At 66.3% G+C, this 20,894-nt stretch carries 24 protein-coding genes; 11 read left to right on the top strand and 13 right to left on the bottom strand.

Annotation, left to right across the window (positions count from 1 at the left end):
* Positions 1-91: 91 nt before the first annotated feature.
* From AC1DIN_RS00445 to folE, 3 genes are all read right to left on the bottom strand, one after another.
* Positions 92-1,126: a patatin-like phospholipase family protein gene (locus AC1DIN_RS00445; RefSeq protein WP_441471717.1), complete on the bottom strand. Its 1,035-nt coding sequence runs from the start codon at positions 1,124-1,126 to the stop codon at positions 92-94.
* 136 nt (positions 1,127-1,262) lie between these two features.
* Positions 1,263-1,670 carry a phosphoribosyl-AMP cyclohydrolase gene (hisI, locus tag AC1DIN_RS00440; RefSeq protein ID WP_441471718.1) on the bottom strand — a complete coding sequence of 136 codons (408 nt, stop codon included), beginning with the start codon at positions 1,668-1,670 and terminating at the stop codon, positions 1,263-1,265.
* A gap of 78 nt (positions 1,671-1,748) precedes the next feature.
* Positions 1,749-2,393, bottom strand: coding sequence for a GTP cyclohydrolase I FolE (gene folE, locus AC1DIN_RS00435; RefSeq protein ID WP_441471719.1), 645 nt, complete (start codon positions 2,391-2,393; stop codon positions 1,749-1,751).
* A 185-nt stretch (positions 2,394-2,578) separates the two neighbouring features.
* Here folE and AC1DIN_RS00430 point away from each other — a divergent pair, with 185 nt between their 5' ends.
* Positions 2,579-3,025 carry an iron-sulfur cluster assembly scaffold protein gene (locus AC1DIN_RS00430; protein ID WP_476808291.1) on the top strand — a complete coding sequence of 149 codons (447 nt, stop codon included), beginning with the start codon at positions 2,579-2,581 and terminating at the stop codon, positions 3,023-3,025.
* Here AC1DIN_RS00430 and AC1DIN_RS00425 read toward each other — a convergent pair whose 3' ends face one another.
* Positions 3,026-3,706 carry a phosphatase PAP2 family protein gene (locus AC1DIN_RS00425; protein WP_441471721.1) on the bottom strand — a complete coding sequence of 227 codons (681 nt, stop codon included), beginning with the start codon at positions 3,704-3,706 and terminating at the stop codon, positions 3,026-3,028.
* Positions 3,707-3,921: 215 nt separating this feature from the next.
* Between AC1DIN_RS00425 and yidD the strand changes: the two genes are divergently transcribed.
* Positions 3,922-4,269, top strand: coding sequence for a membrane protein insertion efficiency factor YidD (yidD, locus tag AC1DIN_RS00420; RefSeq protein ID WP_476808706.1), 348 nt, complete (start codon positions 3,922-3,924; stop codon positions 4,267-4,269).
* On the opposite strand, the gene AC1DIN_RS00415 is transcribed toward yidD, so the two are convergent.
* Entirely contained in the window at positions 4,232-4,465 is a 234-nt protein-coding gene (locus tag AC1DIN_RS00415) for a hypothetical protein (RefSeq protein WP_476808290.1), read from the bottom strand. The genes yidD and AC1DIN_RS00415 overlap by 38 nt on opposite strands.
* Before the next feature lie 244 nt (positions 4,466-4,709).
* Between AC1DIN_RS00415 and thrS the strand changes: the two genes are divergently transcribed.
* The 5 genes from thrS (at position 4,710) to AC1DIN_RS00390 (ending at position 11,073) form a co-directional block, all read left to right on the top strand.
* Positions 4,710-6,707: a threonine--tRNA ligase gene (gene thrS, locus AC1DIN_RS00410; protein ID WP_476808289.1), complete on the top strand. Its 1,998-nt coding sequence runs from the start codon at positions 4,710-4,712 to the stop codon at positions 6,705-6,707.
* A 162-nt stretch (positions 6,708-6,869) separates the two neighbouring features.
* Positions 6,870-8,162 carry a DUF2157 domain-containing protein gene (locus tag AC1DIN_RS00405; protein ID WP_476808288.1) on the top strand — a complete coding sequence of 431 codons (1,293 nt, stop codon included), beginning with the start codon at positions 6,870-6,872 and terminating at the stop codon, positions 8,160-8,162.
* Complete coding sequence (locus AC1DIN_RS00400; RefSeq protein ID WP_476808287.1) at positions 8,162-8,779, top strand: GDYXXLXY domain-containing protein; 618 nt, start codon at positions 8,162-8,164, stop codon at positions 8,777-8,779. Before AC1DIN_RS00405 ends, AC1DIN_RS00400 begins: the two co-directional genes overlap by 1 nt.
* Before the next feature lie 318 nt (positions 8,780-9,097).
* Complete coding sequence (locus AC1DIN_RS00395) at positions 9,098-10,324, top strand: OpgC family protein (protein WP_476808286.1); 1,227 nt, start codon at positions 9,098-9,100, stop codon at positions 10,322-10,324.
* A 23-nt stretch (positions 10,325-10,347) separates the two neighbouring features.
* Positions 10,348-11,073, top strand: a complete 726-nt coding sequence (locus tag AC1DIN_RS00390; RefSeq protein WP_476808285.1) for an SGNH/GDSL hydrolase family protein — start codon at positions 10,348-10,350, stop codon at positions 11,071-11,073.
* A gap of 17 nt (positions 11,074-11,090) precedes the next feature.
* On the opposite strand, the gene AC1DIN_RS00385 is transcribed toward AC1DIN_RS00390, so the two are convergent.
* Complete coding sequence (locus AC1DIN_RS00385; protein ID WP_476808284.1) at positions 11,091-11,999, bottom strand: hypothetical protein; 909 nt, start codon at positions 11,997-11,999, stop codon at positions 11,091-11,093.
* A gap of 103 nt (positions 12,000-12,102) precedes the next feature.
* Between AC1DIN_RS00385 and AC1DIN_RS00380 the strand changes: the two genes are divergently transcribed.
* Both AC1DIN_RS00380 and AC1DIN_RS00375 read left to right on the top strand, forming a co-directional pair.
* A complete protein-coding gene (locus AC1DIN_RS00380; protein ID WP_476808283.1) occupies positions 12,103-12,672 on the top strand; it encodes a nitroreductase family protein in 570 nt (189 codons plus the stop codon).
* A gap of 1 nt (position 12,673) precedes the next feature.
* Positions 12,674-13,282 (top strand): flavin reductase family protein, encoded by a 609-nt coding sequence (locus AC1DIN_RS00375; RefSeq protein ID WP_476808282.1) that lies wholly within the window; start codon positions 12,674-12,676, stop codon positions 13,280-13,282.
* Between the two features lie 136 nt (positions 13,283-13,418).
* On the opposite strand, the gene AC1DIN_RS00370 is transcribed toward AC1DIN_RS00375, so the two are convergent.
* From AC1DIN_RS00370 to AC1DIN_RS00360, 3 genes are read right to left on the bottom strand one after another with little or no spacing between them, the layout of a single operon-like run.
* Entirely contained in the window at positions 13,419-13,634 is a 216-nt protein-coding gene (locus AC1DIN_RS00370) for a heavy-metal-associated domain-containing protein (protein ID WP_476808281.1), read from the bottom strand.
* Positions 13,635-13,653: 19 nt separating this feature from the next.
* Positions 13,654-14,532 carry an HpcH/HpaI aldolase/citrate lyase family protein gene (locus AC1DIN_RS00365; RefSeq protein WP_476808280.1) on the bottom strand — a complete coding sequence of 293 codons (879 nt, stop codon included), beginning with the start codon at positions 14,530-14,532 and terminating at the stop codon, positions 13,654-13,656.
* A 4-nt stretch (positions 14,533-14,536) separates the two neighbouring features.
* Positions 14,537-15,034 carry a MaoC family dehydratase gene (locus tag AC1DIN_RS00360; protein WP_476808279.1) on the bottom strand — a complete coding sequence of 166 codons (498 nt, stop codon included), beginning with the start codon at positions 15,032-15,034 and terminating at the stop codon, positions 14,537-14,539.
* A 193-nt stretch (positions 15,035-15,227) separates the two neighbouring features.
* On the opposite strand from AC1DIN_RS00360, the gene AC1DIN_RS00355 reads away from it, so the two are divergent.
* Positions 15,228-16,307, top strand: coding sequence for a lytic transglycosylase domain-containing protein (locus AC1DIN_RS00355; RefSeq protein WP_476808278.1), 1,080 nt, complete (start codon positions 15,228-15,230; stop codon positions 16,305-16,307).
* On the top strand, positions 16,304-17,518 hold the full coding sequence (locus AC1DIN_RS00350; protein WP_476808277.1) for a DUF2336 domain-containing protein: 1,215 nt from the start codon (positions 16,304-16,306) through the stop codon (positions 17,516-17,518). The genes AC1DIN_RS00355 and AC1DIN_RS00350 overlap by 4 nt, the downstream gene beginning before the upstream one ends.
* 12 nt (positions 17,519-17,530) lie before the next feature.
* Here the strand turns inward: AC1DIN_RS00350 and AC1DIN_RS00345 are convergent, their stop codons facing one another.
* The 4 genes from AC1DIN_RS00345 to AC1DIN_RS00330 form a co-directional block, all read right to left on the bottom strand.
* The gene (locus AC1DIN_RS00345) at positions 17,531-18,304 is read right to left on the bottom strand and encodes an NAD kinase (RefSeq protein WP_441471736.1); all 774 of its coding nucleotides are present in this window, start codon (positions 18,302-18,304) and stop codon (positions 17,531-17,533) included.
* Positions 18,305-18,455: 151 nt separating this feature from the next.
* Positions 18,456-19,325: an MBL fold metallo-hydrolase gene (locus tag AC1DIN_RS00340; protein WP_476808276.1), complete on the bottom strand. Its 870-nt coding sequence runs from the start codon at positions 19,323-19,325 to the stop codon at positions 18,456-18,458.
* Between the two features lie 188 nt (positions 19,326-19,513).
* Positions 19,514-19,978, bottom strand: a complete 465-nt coding sequence (locus tag AC1DIN_RS00335) for a hypothetical protein (protein ID WP_441471738.1) — start codon at positions 19,976-19,978, stop codon at positions 19,514-19,516.
* A gap of 229 nt (positions 19,979-20,207) precedes the next feature.
* Complete coding sequence (locus AC1DIN_RS00330) at positions 20,208-20,597, bottom strand: hypothetical protein (RefSeq protein ID WP_476808275.1); 390 nt, start codon at positions 20,595-20,597, stop codon at positions 20,208-20,210.
* Between the last annotated feature and the right edge of the window lie 297 nt (positions 20,598-20,894).

Here is a 20,894-nt window from a genome sequence, read left to right as displayed (position 1 = left end):
CGCGCTTTTCGGAAAAATCCGATACGATAACGAATACATCGATCGCCGTTGTCGCGTCCGGTGGGACGCACGGTGATCCAGCGCGTCCGGCTCAGCTTTCCGGCGCGATATGGCTGGCGGCGACGAGGGCGGCGATATCGTCGAGCGCGCGCTGCGCCGCCTGCCGCCCGAACTCCATGGTTTCGTCGGCGCGATGGAAATCGAACAGGCCGATTCGGCCGAGCTTCGGGCCGATCATCACGTCCGGCGGATCGCCAGCGAGTCGCGAACGCGAGATCCGATCCTGCGTGATGTTGAAGGCGTCGATCATGACGCCGGCGAGGCCCGGACGGTTCTCGGAGGGGCGGCCGACGATGTTGCGGACGCGCTTGGCCGCGCCGCTGATACCGTCATACCAGCGTGGCTCGGGGCGGATCTCCAGCTCGGGGACGAGCGGATCGGGATCAGAGCCGTGGTTCTGGATGATCGTACCGCGGCCGGAGAGATCGTTGTTCAAATTGACGCAGATCACGATGTCGGCACCGAGTGCGCGGGCCGCTGTGACCGGGACCGGGTTGACCAGCGCGCCGTCCATCAGCCAGCGACCGCCGAGCTTCACCGGGTCGAATACGCCGGGCAGGGCATAGGAGGCGCGCAGTGCCTCAACCAGCGGGCCGTGCGTCAGCCAGATTTCGTGACCGGACCCCAGCTCGGTCGCGATGGCGACGAAGCGATTCGACAATTCCTCGATACGGATGCCGTCGACATGCTGGTCGAGCAGGCGTTTGAGCCGTCCGCCCGAAATGAGGCCGGCGCCGCCTATATGGAAATCCATCAGGCCGACGATGCGGCGCTTGGTCAGGCTGGTGGCGAATTCGGCGAGTTCGGGCAGCTTGCCGGCGGCGAAGCAGCCACCCACCACGGCGCCGATCGAGGTGCCGGCGATCACGTCGGGGGCGAAGCCCGCTTCGATCAGGACTTCGAGCGCCCCGATATGAGCCCAACCGCGGGCCGCGCCGCCGCCGAGCGCCAGGCCAATCTTCGGCCTGCCCGCCAAGGACTGCTCTTCGATCGAACGCATCTCGTTCATTGCGGCACCACCTCCGCCGAGACCAAAGGCCCGCCGCGCGGCATCGTCCCAGAACATGGACCCATTCCTCCGTAGGGATTTAGGGTCTCAGAAGCCGATGAGTGAATAGTGAACGGCATGACAGGCGGCATTATCGCCTGCATTTGACGAAACCGTGAAGGCGCCGCCGCGGCATTGCCGATGCGCGCAGGCTTCAGGTGCATAGGACGAGTGGCTTCTGCGCATCCTCGCGCAGCGGCTGGACCCGATAGAAGCAGGAACAGCGGCCGGTGTGGCAGCAGCCGCCATCGCCGCCGACCTTGACCTTGAGCCAGATCGCGTCCTGATCGCAGTCGACCCGCATCTCGACGATGGTCTGTATCTGGCCCGAGGTCGCGCCTTTATGCCAGAGCTCCTGGCGCGAGCGCGACCAGTACCAGGCCTCGCCAGTTTCGATCGAGCGCTTCAGCGCCTCGGCATTCATATGCGCAACCATCAGCACCGCGCCGCTGTCGGCTTCGGTAGCGACGACCGTCACGAGGCCATTCGCATCGAAGCGGGGGCTGAGCACCATGCCCTCCTCGAGGGCGTGTTTGTCGGCCGCGGCGGGGAAGAGGCTCATTGGCGGCTCCATCGTGGAAAAGGCGCGTCATCCGACGCGCCTTGTAGGGAACTGGCCGGGTGACGCCAACCGTCGGGATCACAGTCCCGGCGACTTCACCATCGTGAAGAAGCGGACCTGCTCGGCCGGATCATCGCGGAAGACGCCGCGATACTGCGTCGTCATGGTCGAGGAACCCTGCTTCTGCACGCCGCGCATCGACATGCACATATGCTCGGCCTCGACGAGGATTGCGATGCCGCGCGGCTCCAGCGCCTCCTCGATCACATCGGCGATCTGGGCGGTCATCGTCTCCTGCGTCTGCAGGCGCCGGGCATAGACGTCGACGATGCGGGCAAGCTTCGAGAGGCCGACCACGCCCTTCGACGGGTAGTAGCCGATATGCGCCTTGCCGACGAAGGGAACCATGTGGTGTTCGCAATGCGAATAGAACGGAATGTCGCGCACCAAGACCATGTCCTGGTAGCCGTCGACCTCCTCGAAGACGCGGTCGAGGATGTCATGGGGGTCCTCGGCATAGCCGCTATAGAGTTCCTTGTAGGCCTTGGCGACGCGCTGCGGCGTCTCGAGGAGACCTTCGCGCGACGGGTCGTCGCCGGCCCAGAGTATGAGCGTGCGGACGGCGGCCTCGGCCTCTTCCCGCGTCGGCTTGCGGACCAGAAACTTGTCAGCGGAGGGGCCGATGGCCCCCTCGACGGACAAGGACTTAACCACAGGGATCATGTGGTGCCTCCCGTTGGGACGGTGGGGGCCACGCGCCCGGCGGCCAAGCGACCGCGACCGCGAGGCCGTTGCGACAAGTTTCACGCCCTCAGGCGGAAGAGGTTTCCATGCCCTCCCGTTTCGCGGCGATCAACCCTATATTGGGTTCCCAGGCCGGTCATTCCAGATCGGCGAGAGACCACGCCATGCTGGACGACGTCTACAACAAGCGCATCCTTTCGCTTGCGGCCAACATCCCCCTGCTGCAGCGGCTGCCGTCTCCGGACGCCACGGCGCGGGCTCATTCGAAGCTATGCGGCTCCACCGTGACAGTCGATGTCACCATGGAGGGCGACGTCGTCACCGGCTTCGGCCATGAGGTGAAGTCCTGCGCGCTCGGACAGGCTTCCTCCTCGATCATGGCACGGCATGTCGTCGGCTCGACGGCGGAGGAACTGCGCCGGGTGCGCGAGCAGGCCCGCGCCATCCTGAAGGAGAATGCCGAGCCGCCGGAGGGCAAATGGGCCGATCTTGCCGTGCTCGTGCCGGTGCGCGACTTCAAGGCGCGCCACGCCTCGACGATGCTGACCTTCGATGCGGTGGTTGATGCGATCGACCAGATCGAGGCGCGGCGGCGCGAGGCCGCTGCCTGATCACTTCACGCCGAAGGCGACCTTGATCTCCGGAATCGTCTCGTCGAAACGGGCCTTGAAGGCGCGTTCCGCCAGCAGGGCCTTGGCGACGGCACGCCCGACCTTGTCGCCGGCGGCGAGATCGCTGGGAAAGTGGAAGCCGCAGATCAGGCGGCTTTCGTCATAGCTCTTCACGCGCTCTTCGAGCTTGTCCGCCATTGAGGGGACCGCCGTCTTGAGCAGTTCCGAATAGAGCGCAGCCGTCGCCGCATGGGCGGAGGGGAAGGACGTGCCCTCCGGGCGCGCACCGGGGCAGGGCTTGACGCGGACCTTGGACCAGAGCTGGAAGGGGCGCGTGCGACTCGTCAGGCGGTGGACGCTCTTCAGCAGGATGCCAAGCTCGACCTGCGCTTCGCGGAACAACAGCCGCACCTCGCGATGGGTGCTGTCGACATAGTTCGTTTCCATGCCATTCAGGAAGTTGACCAGCCCCTGGCGCTGGTCGGCGATCGCCTGCTTCTCGCGCTCCGGTGTGCGGCCCTGCGTGAGCTGCTGCACCTGCTCGAACTCGGCCTTGGCTTCCGGGCTGTTCTGCGCCGGGGGCAGGCCGATGATATGCGCGACGTCGATCTTCGCGCCGTCGAGCCAGAGCAGGTAAGGCCGCTGCTGGGCCGAGGCCGGCGCGGCGAGGCCGAGGCTCAACGCCAGTCCGAAACCCGCAAGTGTATTGCGCAGGTGGACTGGGCGAAGGAGGGCATGGCGAAAGCGAGCGGCGCGCATCATGTTTCCGGTACTAGGCAATTGAAGGCGGGAATGGAAAGCGGGTTCTGGTGGCGACTGAACAAGACGAAGCAGACGATCTATTCCAGCGTCTCTTTGTTAAGCAAAGATTTTCGCGCTTGCGAAGCCTTGCGCTTTTGCCGCGCCGTTCTGCACATTTCGCAATTCGCGGCTATCAGCTCAGTCTCTCCATGCTGGTCGGACGCCATTGTCGGCATTGGCCAAGCTGCTCCGTCTATACCGACGAGGCGATCCAGCGCTTCGGCTTGTGGCGCGGCGGCTGGGTGGGCCTTGCGCGGATCTGTCGCTGCAACCCATGGGGAACGAGCGGCATCGATATCGTCTGCGAGGAACTGCCCGCGGGTGCGAACTGGTATCGTCCGTGGCGATACGGCCGCTGGCGTGGAACCCGCGTGCCTGAATCGGCAGGGCTCGCTGCGCCGGACCCTAGGATTTCCCTGGACGCTGGGCCTGGGCGGCCTTGAGCGCATCCTTGCAGCCATCCGAGAAAGAAGCCTCCTTCTGGTGCATGCAGGCGAGCAGACGGCCGCCGCCGGGCCTGACGCCGGGACAGTTCTTCGCGAAATCCGCCTGACAGGCGGCGCGCACCGCAGCCTGATCCTGAGCGAGGGCCGGGACGGAAACGGCAAACAGCAGGGCAGCCAGCGAGATGCGGATCATGGGCGGTCCTTTCCGGATGGGATTCAGGAGCCTCAAGGGTGATTGCAGCACGTTTGCGGGGGCCTGACCATGGCGTGACAAATCGGCAAGCTCGCGGCTCTCCGTGATTGCGCGCTGTCGCACCGTCGTATAGGCGAGTGCCTCTCGCGCGCGCCGAACCGGCTGCGGGCCCGCGCGCTCTTCCGACAGGCAGCCGGCCTTGACTTACGGGGTTCGTATCCCCGAGTGAGCAGGAGCGCGATCGATGACGATCTCCCTGACTTTTCCCGATGGCGCCAAGCGCGAATTCCCCTCCGGCATCACCGGGGTCGATATCGCCAAGGGCATTTCCCCCTCTCTCCTGAAACGCACCGTCGCCATGGCGCTCGACGGCTCGGTCGTCGATCTCGCCGATCCGATCGAGCGCGATGCCAGGATCGAGTTCCTGAACCGGGAAGACCCGCGTTCGCTGGAGCTGATCCGGCACGACACCGCGCACGTGCTCGCCGAAGCCGTGCAGGAGCTTTTCCCCGGCACGCAGGTGACGATCGGCCCCGTCATCGAGAACGGCTTCTACTACGATTTCGCCCGCAACGAGCCCTTCACCCCGGAGGACTTCCCGGCGATCGAGAAGAAGATGCGCGAGATCATCGCGCGCGATAAGCCCTTCACCAAGGAGGTCTGGAGCCGCGACAAGGCCAAGGACTTCTTCGCCAACAAGGGAGAGGCCTACAAGGTCGAGTTGGTCGATGCGATTCCGGCCGACCAAACGCTCAAGATGTACGCGCAGGGCGATTGGATCGACCTCTGCCGCGGCCCGCACATGACCTCGGTCGGCAAGGTCGGCAACGCCTTCAAGCTGATGAAGACCGCCGGCGCCTATTGGCGCGGCGACAGCAAGAACGCAATGCTGACCCGCATCTACGGCACCGCCTTCGCCAAGCAGGAGGAGCTCGACGCCTATCTCAAGCAGCTCGAGGAGGCGGAGAAGCGCGACCACCGCAAGCTTGGTCGGGAGATGGACCTGTTCCACTTTCAGGAGGAGGGGCCGGGCGTCGTGTTCTGGCACTCCAAGGGCTGGCGGCTCTTCCAGGAGATCATCGCCTATATGCGCCGGCGCCTCGCTGCCGACTATGAGGAGGTGAATGCGCCGCAGATCCTCGACAAGTCGCTCTGGGAGACCTCCGGCCACTGGGGCTGGTACCAGGACAACATGTTCGCGGTGAAGTCGGCTGCGGCCTTCGAGAACCCGGCCGATGCCGAGCGCGACCATCGCGTCTTCGCCCTGAAGCCGATGAACTGCCCCGGCCATGTCCAGATCTTCAAGCACGGGCTGAAGAGCTATCGCGACCTGCCGATCCGCCTCGCCGAATTCGGCAACGTCCATCGCTACGAGCCGTCCGGCGCGCTGCACGGGCTGATGCGCGTGCGCGGCTTCACGCAGGACGACGCGCATATCTTCTGCACCGAGGAGCAGCTTGCGGCGGAGTGCCTGAAGATCAACGACCTGATCCTCTCGGTCTATTCGGATTTCGGCTTCACCGACGACCTCGTCATCAAGCTCTCGACCCGGCCCGAGAAGCGCGTCGGCTCCGACGAGCTGTGGGACCACGCCGAGGACGTCATGACCAAGGTGCTGGAGCAGATCGCGGCACAGTCGGGCAACCGGATCAAGACCGAGATCAATCCGGGCGAGGGCGCGTTCTACGGGCCGAAGTTCGAATATGTGCTGCGCGACGCCATCGGCCGCGACTGGCAGTGCGGCACGACGCAGGTGGACTTCAACCTGCCGGAGCGTTTCGGCGCCTTCTATATCGGCGCCGATGGCGAGAAGAAGCAGCCGGTCATGGTCCACCGTGCCATCTGCGGCTCGCTGGAGCGCTTCACCGGCATCCTGATCGAGCACCATGCCGGGCATTTCCCGCTCTGGCTGGCGCCCGAGCAGATCGTGGTCTCGCCGATCACCTCGGACGCCGACGGCTATGCCGAGGAGGTGACGATGGCTCTAATGGGCGCCGGCCTGCGCGCCCGCGCCGACCTGCGCAACGAGAAGATCTCCTACAAGGTGCGGGAGCATTCGCTGGCGAAGGTCCCGGTCATCATCGCCGTCGGCAAGCGCGAGGCCGAGGAGAAGACCGTGACGATCCGCCGCCTCGGCAGCCAGGCCCAAACGGTGATGCCGCTCTCGGAAGCGCTCGCCACGCTGACGCAGGAGGCGTCGGCGCCGGACGTCGCGCGGACGAAGGCAGCCAAGGCGGCGTGACCTGTCCCTCCGTAATGCCCGGGCTTGTCCCGGGCATTACGGGAAAGAGAGGCTCCTGTCCTCTGAGAGATTCTCGGGTCGAAGCCTTGCTTCGCCCGAGAATGACGGTCGTTGGAGCGTACCTCTAGCTAAAGCCGCTTCGCTCATGCCAGATTGCCGGCGATGCTGACGGGTTCCTATCGCAAGCGGCTCGAGGCCGATCTCATCCGCTGGGTCGATGGCGGGCTGCTCAGCGCCGAGAGCGCCGGCTCGATCCGCCGCTCCGTTGCCCGTGAGCAGAGCGGCTTCGGCCTGCCGGCGCTGCTTGGCCTGCTTGGCGGGCTGCTGATCGCATCGAGCGTCGCGGCCTTCGTCGCTGCAAACTGGGAGGCGATCCCGCGCCTCGCCAAGCTCGGCATGATCCTCGCGAGCATCGCGGTCTGCCTTGCGCTCGCCTTCCGGCTGGAGCGCGGGGGCTCAGCCCGCGGCAGCGATGCGGCAGTGACCTGCGGCGTGCTGATCTTCGGCGCCGGGGTCGCGCTCGTCGGGCAGATGTACCATCTGCCGGCTGATTGGGCAGGCGGGGCCGTGCTGGTCGCACTGGGAGCACTCGCGGTCGCCTTCCTGATGCGGTCGAGCGGAGCTCTCGCCATCGCCTTCGTCGCCATCTGCGCCTGGAGCTTCGGGCGCTGGGAGGAAGCGCGCGGCGGCGCCCATTTCGAATTCTTCATCCTCTATCTTCCGGCGCTGTGGCTGGCGCTGTCGCGCAACAACCGGCTGATCCAGCATCTTGCCGTGCTCGCCGGCGCGTTCTGGATCGGCATGGCGCCCGGCTACTGGCTGTTCGAGCGCTTCGATTACGGCCTTCTCGCCTATGGGCTGGCCGTCTCGGCCCTTTATGTCGCGCTGGGCGCAATCGCGCTCGACCGGGGTGGTCCGGGCCTGCTGACGGCCTGCCTGCCCTGGGGCCTGCTCGGACTCGTGGTCGTTCTCAATGCCGAGCTGATCCGCATCCTCGACAATGACGAGGCCCGCGCCGGGCATGCCTTCCTCTTCGTGTTCTACGCTTATGCCGTCGCGGTCCCGCTGACGATCCTGGCCGGGGTAACAGCTCGTGACCGGCGCTTCACCTGGCCGCTGGCGGCAGCGCTCGTGCTGTCGCTGCTGGTGCCCGCCGTGTTCTGGAGCGGCACCGCCACCGGCATGCCCGGCAAGATTGCCGTGGCGAGCCTCATCCTCCTCTCGGCTACCGCTCTCATGGTCGCCGGGGCGGCGGGGGGCGTTCGCCGGCTCGTCATGGCGGGTTCCATCCTATTCGGCATCGCGATCCTGATCCTGCTCTGGCAGACGATCGGCACGCTGCTCGACCAGTCGCTGTTCTTCCTCGTCGCCGGGGCGGCGCTGCTGGCCGTTGCCTCCGGGGCGCGGCGCCTGTTCGCGCGGCTGAACCCGCCTGCTGAGAAGGAGGCCGCGTGATGCGTCCGTTCTCGGCCGATGGGATTGCCGTGAAGGTGCCACTGCTCTGGCGCACGGTCGCCGCCGCGCTGGTGCTGGGTCTCGCCTTGCTCGCACTGGTCGAGCAGCGGGCGCGCATCCTGCGCAACGGCACGGAGGTGCGGCTGAAGACGGTGCCGGTCGATCCGCGCGATCTCTTCCGCGGTGATTATGTCGTGCTCGCCTATCCGATCAGCATGGTCGAGACGGGGCCGGAGGGCGCGCGGCCATACCAGCGCGGCGAAAGCGTCTTCGTCACGCTCGGCCGCGACGAGCAGGGCTTTGCGCGGGCGCTCGGCGTCTCGCGCGAATGGCCGAAAGGCGGCGGCGAGGCGGTCGTGATCGCCGGGCGCGTGACGTCGATCGGAGGCTGCGCGATCAACGCCAACGGCCAGACCGATTGCAACCGAAGCGGCAGCCGCCTGCGCATCGCCTACGGGCTCGAGAGCTATTTCGTGCCCCAGGGCGAGGGCAAGGCGATCGAGACCACCGAAAAGGCCCGCATCGAGGTCGTCGCGGCCGTGTCGCCGTCGGGCGAGGCCGCGATCAAGCGACTGCTGATCGACGGGAAGCAGGTCTATCAGGAACCGCCCTACTGACGGGCGGGCAGTCCGCCAATCAACGATTGCGCGGGATTCAAGCGGGGCTCTGACAGCTGCACAGCGGCTGGGGCGCATCACGTTGCCGTGTTGCCAGACGCTCGCAGGCGATTTGTCTCACCTCCGCCGCAAAGCGGCAGAACGGTCGCCACACGCGCTTGTGACAACGCGCCGCGTGACGGGAATCCTCTTCAGTTATATGAACGGCAGATGAACAGACTCGACAGGGAATGTTCATCTCAAGGTCCGTCGACGGGGAACCGCGACCGGCCGCCTGCGTTCCGCCCGAGCCTTTCCTCGCTGCTGAAGGACAGCCCCGTGTCGTCCATCCCCTCCTTCAGACGCTTCCTGCTTCTCGGCCAACGGGCCGACGGCGTGGTGCGCTCTGCCGGCGGGCGGGATGCGCGGATCGACGTGGTGCGCGGGCTCGCGCTGCTGATCATCTTCATCAACCACATGCCGGGGAACGTGGTCTCGGCCTATATGCCGCACAGCTACGGCTTCTCGGACGCGGCCGATATCTTCGTCCTGCTGGCCGGCGTCTCGGCTACCCTGGCCTATGGCGGGCTGATCGAGCAACGCGGCCTGTCGCTCGCAGCGCTGAAGCTCGGCGGGCGGATATGGACGCTCTACATCGCTCATATCGCGGTGTTCGTGCTCGTCTGCGGGGTCGTCGCCACCGCGGTTACGCAGACGCAGAACCCGCTCTACATCGAGACGATCAATATCCAACCCTTCTTCCGCGACACGGTCGAGGCGCTGATCGGCGCGCTGACATTGACCTATCAGCCGTCCTATCTCGACATCCTGCCGCTCTACATCGTGCTGCTCGCGCTGTTCCCGGCGATCTACTATGCCGTGCGGATCAGCCCGCTGCTGGCGCTCGCCATCTCGCTGACGATCTGGCAGGTCGCGCTCGCCTTCGAGCTCAACCTGCCGAACGGCAGTGCCGGTGTCTGGTTCTTCAACCCCTTCGCCTGGCAAGTCGTTTTCACGGTCGGGATCATCATCGGCCGGGCGGCGCAGCTCGGCGTTGCCGCGCCGCGGCTGCTGTGGCTCGATGTGGCTGCCGTCGCGTTCATCGCCTTCGCCTGGGTGGTAAAGATCTCGTCAGGCAACCCGACGGGCATCGGCGCGTTGAACGATTGGTTCGATTCCGTCCAGCTCGGCTCGGATAAGACCAATCTGGCCTGGACCCGGCTGATGCATATCGGCGCGCTGGCGTGGCTCGCGATCCGCTGGCTGCCGACGGGCGGGGCGATGGCGAAGCCGGCAGTCGGGCGCGCATTGGCTTCGGCGGGGCAGAATTCGCTCCACGTGTTCTGCGTCGGGATCGTGCTCTCGATCATCGGGCAGATCGTCCTGGCGGAAACGTCCTTCGCTTTGGGCATTCAGTTGCTGATTTGCACAGCGGGCATTACTATTTTGACAGGGTTAGGGATTTTCCTGTCGTGGTACCACTCGATCACGAAACGCGGCGCAAGCGCCGAACCTGTCCCGGCCCGTGGCGCGCAGGCGCCGCGGCCCTCCTTTTCCTCGCGCTGAATTCATCCGCCATCGCGGCGCCGATGCCGGCGCTGTCCGACACACGCTGCCGCGCCGATGCGACGAAGTCCGTCTTCCAGCCGAGTTTGCCAGCCGCGCGCAAGGCACTGCAGGAAACCGGCAAGCTGACGATCGTGGCGCTCGGCTCGTCCGCGACGGCCGGCTCCGGAGCCAGCGCTGAGGACAAGAGCTATCCGTCGGTGCTGCAGACCGAACTCAGACGCCGCCTGCCCGGCGCCGAGGTCAATGTCGTCAACAAGGGGGTCGGCGGCCAGTCGGCCTATGACATGCTGCTGCGCATGCAGGCGGACGTCATCGACGAGAAGCCCGCGATCGTGATCTGGCAGACCGTCATCAACGACGCGATCCGCGACATCGGCGAGGAGAAGCTCGCCAAGATCCTCAACAAGGGCATCGGCAAGGCGCGCGCCGCCGGAATCGACATGGTGCTGATGGATCTGCCGTGGTTGCCGCGCGAGGGGCGCTATCCGCATTACGACGACTATCGCGCGGTCCTGATGCGGACGGCGCAGGAGCAGGGCATCTCGCTCTTCCCGCGCTATGCGCTGATGAAGGGCTGGTCGAATTCGCGGCAATTCACGCCGGAGGAACTGCTCGGCATGGACGGGCTGCATCTCGTCGATGCCGGCTATCGCTGCCTCGGCCTGCGCCTCGCCGACGGGATCGTCTCAGGCATCGGCAATGTCCGGATCGAGACGGCAGGCCGTGAGATGAAGCCGGTGAACTGAGCGCTGGCGAATCCCGACTACTTCGCGAGAACCTCGATATCGCGGTCGGAGCCCGACTCGACCTTGAAGTCGCGCGAATAGACTTGTCCCTCCTGCCGGGCGATCAGGACATAGTCGCCCTCGGCCAGGATGACCTGCGGGAAGGCGCCGATGGCCTCGCGGATGACGTCGCCGCCCGGCGTCAGCACGCTGAAGGCGGTGCCGGCGAAGGCCTCGCCTCCGGCGCTGGCGACGAGCTTCAGGGTGACCTTGGCGGCGCGGTGATGCAGCGTGGCTTCGGTGACCTTGCCGGTCTCGACCTTCACGTCGGCGCGCTGGATGGCGTTTGAGTCGCCGTAGGTGGAGACAACATGATAGGTGCCCTCGGGCAGGCGGATGATCTCGCCGGCCTTGGCGCCGCTGGTGATGAGCCGCCCTTCCGAGTTTCCCTGCAGGGGCACGAAGACGGAGAAGGTGAGCTGCCCGGCCGGGATCGGGGCGTCACCGATCGAGCCCGCCAGCGAGAGCGCACCGGCGCTGATCTGCACCTGATCGCGCAGCCCCTGCACGCCTACGCTGACGCGCTTGGTACCGCTGGCGAAGCCGTAGGCGGCATGGACGATGTAGTTGCCCGGGGGCACCGAGAAGCTGGGTTCGGATTCGGAGGAGCGGGCGATGATTTTCGGGGCCGATCCGTCCACGGTTTCGCTGAGGATGCGCCAGTTCAGCCCGGACTTGATCGGCCTGCGATCGCTTGCGAACTGCGCGGAGACGCTGAGCCTGGCCTGTGCGCTCGGAGCGCCGGGGATCGCGGGGGCCTGGGTGTCCGCGCCGGGGCCGGCGTCGGGCGTCGTGGTTTGGGCTGATGCCGGCGATAAGAGGACGGCCATGGCGAAGACGACGCCGGCGAGGCGGCGGCCAGCTTCAAAACCATCCAATTCAAACATGCTTTCCGTCCTCGACGCCCCTGCGGCCATGTATGAGCAGGCACGCTTGTCCTCATCATGGCGAAGGAATAGGTCAATCCTATCGCCATCATCCGGATGTTTCATGACCGATACGCTCTCTCTGCTCAAGCTGCGTCGCTCTGTGCCGCCGCAGTTCCTCTCCGCTCCGGGGCCGCAAGGCGCCGAGCTCGACGAATTGCTGACGATCGCGGCGCGTGTGCCGGATCACGGGAAGCTGGCGCCATGGCGCTTCATCATCTTCGCCGGTGCGGCGCGCGAGGAGGCGGCCGAGGTGGTCGCGCGCGTCTTCCGGAAGAAGAACCCCCAGGCGAACGACGATCAGGTCGAGTTCGAGCGCAAGCGCCTGCTGCATGCGCCCGTCATCGTGGGGGTGGTCTCGCGGGCGCGCGAGCACGTCAAGATCCCGCTCTGGGAACAAGAGCTCTCGGCAGGCGCCGTCTGCATGAACCTGCTCGTCGCGGCCTATGCCATGGGCTACGCCGGCTCCTGGCTGACGAACTGGTTCTCCTTCGACCGCGAGGTGATGACCGCGTTCGGGCTCGCCGAGGACGAGCGGATGGCCGGCTTCATTCATATCGGCACGCCGACCGCGCCGATCACCGATCGAGACCGCCCGGTGATGGCCGACATCGTCAGCTATTACGGAGCCTGACGTGAGCTACTACTCCGCGACGAAGGACGAGCTCGGCTTCACCTACGATCCGTTCAAGGCGATCGTGGCGCCAAGGCCGATCGGCTGGATCACGGCGCTGAGCGCGAAGGGCGAGGTCAATCTCTCGCCCTACAGCTTCTTCAACGCGATCTCGTCGCGGCCGAACATCGTGATGTTCTCTTCGGAGAACAAGAAGGATGCGGTCTCCTTCATCGAGGAGACCGGCGAATTCACCTGCTCTCTGGTGACGAAGGCGCTGGCGCAGCAGATGAACCTGACCTCGGCGCCGCTGCCGCGCGGCGAGAACGAGTACATCCATGCCGGGCTCGAAATGGCGCCGTCGCGCTTCGTCAAGCCGCCGCGCGTCGCAGGCACACCGGCTGCGCTCGAGTGCAAGCTGCTTTCGATCCAGCAACTTCATGATCTCGACGGCAACGCCGTGCCGCGCTGGATGGTGCTTGGGCAGGTCGTCGGCACCTTCGTCGATGATGCCTTCGTCAAGGACGGGCGCTTCGATACGGCCGGCGCCAACCCGATCGCGCGCTGCGGCTATGCCGATTATGCCGAGGTGACGAGCCTGTTCTCGATCCAGCGGCCGGCGGGCGGGTAGGGCGGTCGTCGGGCCGGCGTCATTCTCGGTGGAGCGAAGCGCAGACCCGAGGATCTTGTGACAGGAGGATGCCAGGCCTCCTTCGGCCGGAGATGCTCGGGCCGCGCCCGAGCGTGGCCCTCTGTGACTGCCGGCTTCAGCCCTGCACCAGAGGCCCTTTGGCGCGGTAGTCGCCGAGTGGGGAGAGGGCGCGGTTGATCGCCTCGGCGTCGAGGTCGACGCCATCCGGCAAAGTCAGTTGCGGCGGGTCGAGCGTGACTTTCGCGCCCGTGACAAGCGCCGTGGCCGCCTGTTGGACGCGCGAGGCGCAGCCGCCGCAATGCATGCCCGAAATCGCAAAAACCTGAGTCATCCGAATCGCCTCGGGCCGATCATTCAGCCAGTTTCTGAGCGCGCGCGAGAAGCCGCTGCGCCCTGACCAGATGGGGACGATCGAGCATTTCGCCATCGAGGCCGATGACGCCGGCTCCGGGATTGGCCGCAAACAGCGCGACGATCTGCTCCGCCTTGGCCAGTGCTGCCGGCGAGGGCGAGAAAATCTCGTTGATCGGCGCAACCTGGGCCGGATGGATCGCCATCTTGCCGGTGAAGCCGTCCCGCCGCGCCGCCAGGCATTCGGCGCGGAAGGCGGCTTCGTCCCGGAAATTGGTGAAGACGGTGTCGATCGCCTCGACCTGCGCCGCCGTTGCCCCGAACAGGGTCAGCGCGCGGGCGAGGCGGTAGGGATCGGTATAGGAGCCGTCCTCCAGCCGGTTGGTTTCGGCGCCGAGATCGGCTGAGAGGTCTTCCGCACCCCAGGTCAGGGCCATCAGCCGGTGGGAGGAGCGGCTATAGCTGCCGAGCCCGAAGATGCCCTTGGCGTTCTCGGTGGTGATGGGCACGATCCGCGTGGTGCCGTCGGGCAGGTCGGACTCCGCTTCGCGCACCGCGATCTTGGCGGCGAGGTGGCCGACATCGGCGCCACCTTCCGATTTCGGCAGCATGATCGCGTCGGGCGCGCCGGGCATGACGGCGTCGAGATCGGCGTCGCTCATCCCCGTGGCGAGGCCGTTGATGCGCACGATCAGCAGCGGGCGCTTCGGCAGCGGGCGGGTGGCGTCCAGGAAGGCGCGGGTGATCTCGCGCGCCTGCGGCTTGGCGTCGAGCGCGACGGAATCCTCCAGATCCAGGATCAGCGCGTCGGCGCTGCTCTCCAGGCCCTTGAGCTGCTTCTTCGGGCTGTCGCCCGGCACGAACAGGAGCGAACGCATGACGTCAGACCGCGACCGTGGCGGGGGCGGGCCGCTTGCGCATGAAGGCCTGGCGACGGCACTGGGCGACGAGCGTGCCGTCCTGCTTGTAGGCCTTGTGCAGGAAGTCGACGATGCCGGCATCGGGCCTCGAGCGCGACTCGCGCTTGGAGACGATTTCCGTCGTGCAATTCACGGTGTCGCCCTCGAAAAGCGGGGCGGGGAAGGTGACGTCGGTCATGCCGAGATTGCCGATGGTGGTGCCGACTGTGGTGTCGTTGACGGAGATGCCGATCATCAGCCCGAGCGTGAACAGCGAGTTCATCAGCGGCTTGCCCCACTCGGTCTCGGTCGCGCAGAAATGTGCATCGATATGAAGGGGTTGCGGGTTGAGCGTCATGTTGGAGAACAACATGTTGTCCATCTGTGTGACGGTTCGGGTCAGGCCGTGCTCGATCACCGCGCCGACCTGGAAATCCTCGAAATAGATTCCGCCACGCTTGTGACGCACCACATCCGACATCGACGCCTCCGCCTTCGCTTCGCCCGCCGCTGAGCCGGCACGAGAAGTCGTAGAATGCCATCCGCCGGGAGGAAAGCGGAAAGCGCGGCGTTAAGCTTTGGGAGGGGGCGCTTAACGGTTCGCTTACCATAATGGAGCATTGTTTGGATTGCGCTTTCCGCGATGCACGGAAGCCGCATGCCGAAGGCTCCAGATGTTCCTGTTCACCACGCCGCAGACCCGCGACGCGCAGCCAGTCAATCCGGTCGTCAGCGCCATCCGTCAAGGCGCGGAGCGGACAGGTGCGGGCTTCGATTACCTGCTCAAGACGGCGCAGCGCGAATCCTCGCTGGAGCCGGAGGCCAAGGCCAAGACGTCGAGCGCGACCGGGCTCTTCCAGTTCATCGAGCAGACCTGGCTATCCATGGTGAAGCAGGAGGGGCCGAAGCAGGGTCTCACGCAATATGCCGATGCAATCTCCGAGAGCGGCGGGCGGCTGACGGTTTCCGACCCATCTGCGCGGGAGAAGATCCTGCAGCTTCGCAACGATCCGCAGGTGGCGGCGTTGATGGCCGGCGCGTTGACGCAGAAGAATCGCGACCAGCTTGCCGGCGCCCTCGGGCGGCAGCCGCAGGCGGGAGAGCTCTATATGGCGCATGTGCTCGGTGCGCGCGGTGCCTCCGACCTGATCAAGGCGGCAGCCAGTGATCCCAATCGCGTCGCGGCGCGCGACTTCCCGGAGGCCGCGGCGGCCAACCGGTCGATTTTCTACGACAAGGCGGGCCAGGCGCGCAGTGTCCAGGAGGTCTATGGCGTGCTGGCGGCGAGCCATGCCAACACCCAGGTTGCGGCGAGCGCCACGCAAGGTCCTCCGGCGGGGCAGGGCGATATCCCGGAAACCGAGATCGCCGCTGCGCTGCGTCCGGGCCGCGCGAAGGGGCTCGTCGGCCTGTTCTCCACCAATGGCTCGCGCGATCCGGTCTCCAAGGCTGTCGCCAATCTCTGGACGACGCCGAGCCGGGGCGGCACGCGCATGGCGTCGCTCGATGGCGGGGAGCGCTATTTTCCGCGCCCCGGCCAGAGCGACGCGACGTCGGCGTCCGATGCGAACTCCCCGACCGACGCTCTCGCGTCGACCGATTCAGGCAAAGTCGTCAACGCGCCGTTGCCGCCCTCGCGGCCGAGCGAGCTGTCCTCCACCACCGCTGCGGCACCGCAGGCGGTGGCGGCAGGGAAAGCACGTCGCGGCCCGCTCGACCTGTCCTCCTTCATGATCCGGCGGGGGGGAGCATGATCGTTCGCCGTTTCCTGCTCTGGGCTCGGACCGCACCGGCCGAAGCGCGCGCCTCGGGCGCTGCTGCGCTTGCGGGCGCCTATCTGCGCTCCGGAATGTCGGACGAGGATCGACGCGAGGCGGAGACGGCGCTGATCGCGCTGATCGACGACCCCTCGCCGCTGGTTCGGCGGGCGATCGCAGAAGAAATGGCTCCCTCGATGCGCACGCCGCGCAACCTCGCGCTCGGCTTGATCGCCGATCAGAGCGATGTGGCGGCGCTGGTCCTGGCGCATTCGCCGGTGCTGACCGAGGCCGATCTGGTCGACGCCGCTGCGGTTGGCGACACGCTGGCGCAGCGCGCGATAGCGATGCGCCGCTGCCTGCCGGTCAGCGTCTGCGCGGCGTTGGCGGAGGTCGGTTGCGAAGAAGCGCTGATCACGCTCGCAGGCAACCGCACCGCAGAAATCCCCGATTTCTCGTTTGAACGCATGGTCGAGCGCCGCGGCGACAGCGGCGCGCTGCGCGAGGCGCTGTTGGAGCGGGCGGACCTGCCCGCCGGGCTGCGGCAGACCATCGCCGCGCGCGTGTCGGACACGCTGGCGAGCTTCGTCGCCGGTTGCGGCTGGTTGACCCCCGAGCGCAGCGCCCGCCTCGCGCGGGAGGCCACCGAGCGCGTCGCGGTGGCGCTTGCGGCGGGAGGAGAGGCGACAGATGCGCCGGCGGTCGTCGAGGTTCTGCGCGCGACCGGGCGGCTGACGCCCGGCCTGATGCTGCGCTCTCTGCTGAGCGGAGAACCGGCGCTGGCGGAGGCCGCCTTCGTCTCGCTTGCCAACTTGCCAGCTGCGCGGGTCGCAGCCCTGCTGCGCGACAGACGTGGTGCCGGGCTCAAGGCGCTGTGCCGCAAGGCCGGATTGCCGACTGCACTGGAACCGGCCTTCACGGCCGCGATCCTTGCTCTCAATGCTCGTGGCTTCGATGCGGGCGGCGCACGGCACGGCATCGACCGTGACTTGTTGCGCGACGTCCTGATCGCCTGCGAGGCGATGGAGGGTTCGGAGGCCGATTCGCTCATGGCGCTGCTGCGGCGCACGGATGCCGAAGCTGCCCGCGACGAGGCGAAGGTTCTGGCGGATTCGTTCGCCGATGATGCGGCACTTGCCCTGTTGATCGAAGCCGACCCCGCCTTCCTGGTGGAGCTCGAAGCGGGCGATCTGCGCGACGTCGCCTGAGACGAAGGTCAGCTAGTAGCCGAACTGCTCGCGCAGGATGCGCTCGTCCAGGCTGTGGCCGGGATCGTGCATCATGACGAGATCGACTGCGCGGTCGATCTCGATCGAAACGGAGGTGACCTCGTCGATCTGTGTGTGATCGGCAACGGCACTGACCGGCCGCTTATCGGCTTCCAGCACTTCCACGAAGACTTTGGCGTGATCCGGCAGCAGTGCCCCGCGCCAGCGACGGGGCCGAAACGCCGAGATCGGCGTCAGCGCGAGGAGGGGGGCATCGAGCGGCAGGATCGGCCCATTGGCCGAGAGATTGTAGGCGGTGGAACCCGCAGGCGTCGCGAGCAGAAGCCCGTCGGCGATCAGTTCCGACAATCGCACCTGGCCATCGACCGAGATCCGCAGCTTCGCGGCCTGGTAGGAACGGCGCAGCAGCGAAACTTCGTTGATCGCCTTGGCCTGCACCGTCGCGCCATTACGGTCGACGGCCTGCATCGACAGCGGATGCACGATGCTGCGCTGGGCGGACTCCAGCCGCTTTCGCAGGCCGCGCTCCTTGAACTCGTTCATCAGGAAGCCGACCGAGCCGCGATTCATCCCGTAGATCGGTTTGCCGGTGCCGAGAAAGCGGTGGAGCGTCTGCAGCATCAGCCCGTCGCCGCCGAGCGCGACCACGACATCGGCTTCCGCTGGATTGGCGTTGCCATAGCGCTCGACCAGCTTGTCGAGCGCCGCCTGCGCCTCAGGCGTATCACTGGCGACGAAGGAGATCGCGCCGAATCGGTCGGTCATAGCGTGTCCTGAAGGGGCAGGCCCTGCGGCATCGGCGCAGGCTTAACACGACCGGATGGCGGGCGGCGAGACTACGCCGACGACAAAACCCCCGAGACGAAAAAGACCGGGCTTTCGCCCGGCCTTGACGAGAGGCGATGCGCGGTGCCGGTCAGATCGCCGGAGTCCACTGGACCGGCACCATCTCGAAGCCGTTGCCGTCCTTGGCGATGTAGCCGACGGCCGGGAAGGGCGCGTGGTAGAAGGCGACCTGCATCCGATCGCTCGAGACGATATCGAGCAGCTTGCGGCGGGTGGCTGCGGCCTGGGCCCCGTCCATGTCGAAGACGGCCGACCAGTCGGGATTGCGCACGAAGAGCGCGGGATGATTGGTCGTGTCCGACATGATCATCAGCCTGCCGTTGCCCGAGGTGAGGGCGAAGACGGTGTGGCCGGGCGTATGGCCGGGTGCGGCGATCGGGGTCAGCCCCGGCAGAATCTCCTTGCCCGGCTCGAACTGCTTCACGTCCTTGGAAACCGGGCCGAAGACACGCCGCACTCCGGCAAAGGCGCCCTTCATGGCTTCCGGCGCCGCGTTCATCTTGGCGTCGTCCATCCAGAAGGCCCATTCGGCCGCCGGCACCATGATTTCCGCATTCGGGAAGACGGCCGTACCGTCCTTCAGGCGAAAGCCGTTGATGTGATCGCCATGGAAATGGCTGAACACGACTGTCGAGACATCCTTCGCTTCGAAGCCGGCAGCCTTGAAGTTCTTCATCCAGGTGCCGGAGGTCGGCGCGCCGGAATCGCCGTTGCCGGTGTCGATCAGCGTGAGCTTCCCGCCGTGCTGGATCGCCAGCGTCGTGAAGGTGATGTTCAACGCGTCCTGCGGCAGGAAGGCCTGATCCATGGCCTTCTTGACGTCGGCGAGCTCGGCATTGCGGACGAAGCCTTCCAGCGGACGCTTGGCAAAACCGTCATTGATGGCGGTCACCGTCACATCGCCGACCTTGTAGCGATAGAAACCGGGAGCTTGATTCACGGGAACTCCTTGCGCTTGGGCCAGACCGAGCCCCGGAAGGTCCAGGGTTGCAGCTGCGACGAGAGCACCTGCACCCGCCATCGCGGTCCGGCGCGAAAATCTTATGTCCTGCATCGTTTACTCCCCTCAGATCGCAGGCAGACTAGCGGGGGCAGGTGACCGTTCAACCGCGACAATGTGTCGATAGGTCAAGTTTCCGTGAGGCGGCCGACGGGAGCGGTCGCACCGGCGGCTTCCGCGGTCTCGGAACCCTGCCGGCCCGCGGAATCGCGCCGCGCGAGGGCGCGCAACATCGCGGCGCAAAGGGCGAGCGAGCCCATCACGCCCTGGCCCGAGCAATCGGCGACGAGTGCCTGGAACGCAATGGCATCGTCGCCTGCCAGGCATTGCAGGCTCCAGCTCCAGTCGGGAGCCTTCTGCCGCAGGAGCGAGACGGCGACATCGATGTCGGCGCTGACCGCGCCGAGAGTCTTCCAGAAGGAGCCATGCTGATAGATGCCGCCGGCCGGGGTGCGGCGGGTGGCGAGTCGTGTCGGCTTGCGCCGCACCGTGTAACCGAGCGCTTCGTAGATATCGGCATCCAGCTCCCGGTCGGGCTTGCTGGACGTCTCGCAGCGCGCGGCCAATGTCAAAAGATGAGTCCGGTCGTCCATTCCGGGTTCGCACAAGGATCGATCAGGGGTGACGCCGCCAGACGGCGACGGCGTGACCGAACATCTACCTCATGATGGCGCATGCCGGCCAGCCATCTGTACGGGCCGGCCGATCCAGGATCGCCGTGCCTCCCATCGGGCGCGACAACGGTGGTCCATGCGTTTGTTATCGCGCCGGATCTTTCCGAAAGGTGGATTTCACCTTTCGGTCAGATGCTATAGCGGGCTTTCAGTAGCCGACGACGGCGCCGCGCGCGTGGCCGCCGGGCACGCGGCAGGAGCAACCCGTACCGAGAGGGGCGGGCGCGTAGAGGGTGCAGATCCTCACCGGCGTACTGCATTGGCCGCCATCTGCGGTGGGCACCACCTCATAGGCCGGATAAACGGGATAGGCAGGGTAGGTATAGGCCGGATAGGCAGCCACTGCGCCGAGCGTCGCGACTGCGGCCAGGCCGGAAGCCACGCCCCAGTAAGGATATCCGCCCCCGCCCCAATAGCGCCGATAGGGATAATAGCCACCCCAGTAAACGGGTCTGCGCGGGTAGAAGCCGGCGCCACGCCAGCCCCAGCCGCCACGCCAACCGGCGCCGTAGCCAGGCCGAATGCCGTAGGGCCTCATGCCGATCCCGTGAGCGTGAAAGCCGCCGGCGCGGAAGCCTCCGCCTCCGAAACGATATTGAGCGCTCGCTGAAAATCCAGTGGCTAGCAGCGACGACGCAACCGATACAGCAAGAAGCAGAGAGCGACGCATGCGAATCTCCCCGGAGAACGGGACTCACCCCAGACGCTGAACGTTGTGTCGCGGCTCAAGTTCCACCTAGATCGCCGCGCGTCCGATGGGACGCGGCAACGACGATCTATGCATTTGTTATCGCACTGGATTTTTGCGAAAAGCGGAGTTCCGTTCTCGGTCCGA

The sequence above is a fragment of the Allobosea sp. 05T438 genome, assembly GCF_056396025.1.
Note: the sequence above shows the minus strand (reverse complement) of the source record. Positions and strands in the feature narration are given on the sequence as shown.

Excerpts from the sequence above, each read along its gene's own strand:
- AC1DIN_RS00345 (WP_441471736.1), bottom strand. The coding sequence starts at position 18,304 with ATGACCGACCGATTCGGCGCGATCTCCTTCGTCGCCAGTGATACGCCT.
- folE (WP_441471719.1), bottom strand. The coding sequence starts at position 2,393 with ATGATCCCTGTGGTTAAGTCCTTGTCCGTCGAGGGGGCCATCGGCCCC.
- hisI (WP_441471718.1), bottom strand. The coding sequence starts at position 1,670 with ATGAGCCTCTTCCCCGCCGCGGCCGACAAACACGCCCTCGAGGAGGGC.
- AC1DIN_RS00445 (WP_441471717.1), bottom strand. The coding sequence starts at position 1,126 with ATGTTCTGGGACGATGCCGCGCGGCGGGCCTTTGGTCTCGGCGGAGGT.
- AC1DIN_RS00380 (WP_476808283.1), top strand. The coding sequence starts at position 12,103 with ATGACCGATACGCTCTCTCTGCTCAAGCTGCGTCGCTCTGTGCCGCCG.
- AC1DIN_RS00370 (WP_476808281.1), bottom strand. The coding sequence starts at position 13,634 with ATGACTCAGGTTTTTGCGATTTCGGGCATGCATTGCGGCGGCTGCGCC.
- AC1DIN_RS00335 (WP_441471738.1), bottom strand. The coding sequence starts at position 19,978 with ATGGACGACCGGACTCATCTTTTGACATTGGCCGCGCGCTGCGAGACG.
- AC1DIN_RS00360 (WP_476808279.1), bottom strand. The coding sequence starts at position 15,034 with ATGTCGGATGTGGTGCGTCACAAGCGTGGCGGAATCTATTTCGAGGAT.
- AC1DIN_RS00415 (WP_476808290.1), bottom strand. The coding sequence starts at position 4,465 with ATGATCCGCATCTCGCTGGCTGCCCTGCTGTTTGCCGTTTCCGTCCCG.
- AC1DIN_RS00430 (WP_476808291.1), top strand. The coding sequence starts at position 2,579 with ATGCTGGACGACGTCTACAACAAGCGCATCCTTTCGCTTGCGGCCAAC.
- AC1DIN_RS00405 (WP_476808288.1), top strand. The coding sequence starts at position 6,870 with ATGCTGACGGGTTCCTATCGCAAGCGGCTCGAGGCCGATCTCATCCGC.
- AC1DIN_RS00350 (WP_476808277.1), top strand. The coding sequence starts at position 16,304 with ATGATCGTTCGCCGTTTCCTGCTCTGGGCTCGGACCGCACCGGCCGAA.
- AC1DIN_RS00390 (WP_476808285.1), top strand. The coding sequence starts at position 10,348 with ATGCCGGCGCTGTCCGACACACGCTGCCGCGCCGATGCGACGAAGTCC.
- AC1DIN_RS00400 (WP_476808287.1), top strand. The coding sequence starts at position 8,162 with ATGCGTCCGTTCTCGGCCGATGGGATTGCCGTGAAGGTGCCACTGCTC.
- thrS (WP_476808289.1), top strand. The coding sequence starts at position 4,710 with ATGACGATCTCCCTGACTTTTCCCGATGGCGCCAAGCGCGAATTCCCC.
- AC1DIN_RS00365 (WP_476808280.1), bottom strand. The coding sequence starts at position 14,532 with ATGCGTTCGCTCCTGTTCGTGCCGGGCGACAGCCCGAAGAAGCAGCTC.
- AC1DIN_RS00385 (WP_476808284.1), bottom strand. The coding sequence starts at position 11,999 with ATGTTTGAATTGGATGGTTTTGAAGCTGGCCGCCGCCTCGCCGGCGTC.
- AC1DIN_RS00330 (WP_476808275.1), bottom strand. The coding sequence starts at position 20,597 with ATGAGGCCCTACGGCATTCGGCCTGGCTACGGCGCCGGTTGGCGTGGC.
- AC1DIN_RS00355 (WP_476808278.1), top strand. The coding sequence starts at position 15,228 with ATGTTCCTGTTCACCACGCCGCAGACCCGCGACGCGCAGCCAGTCAAT.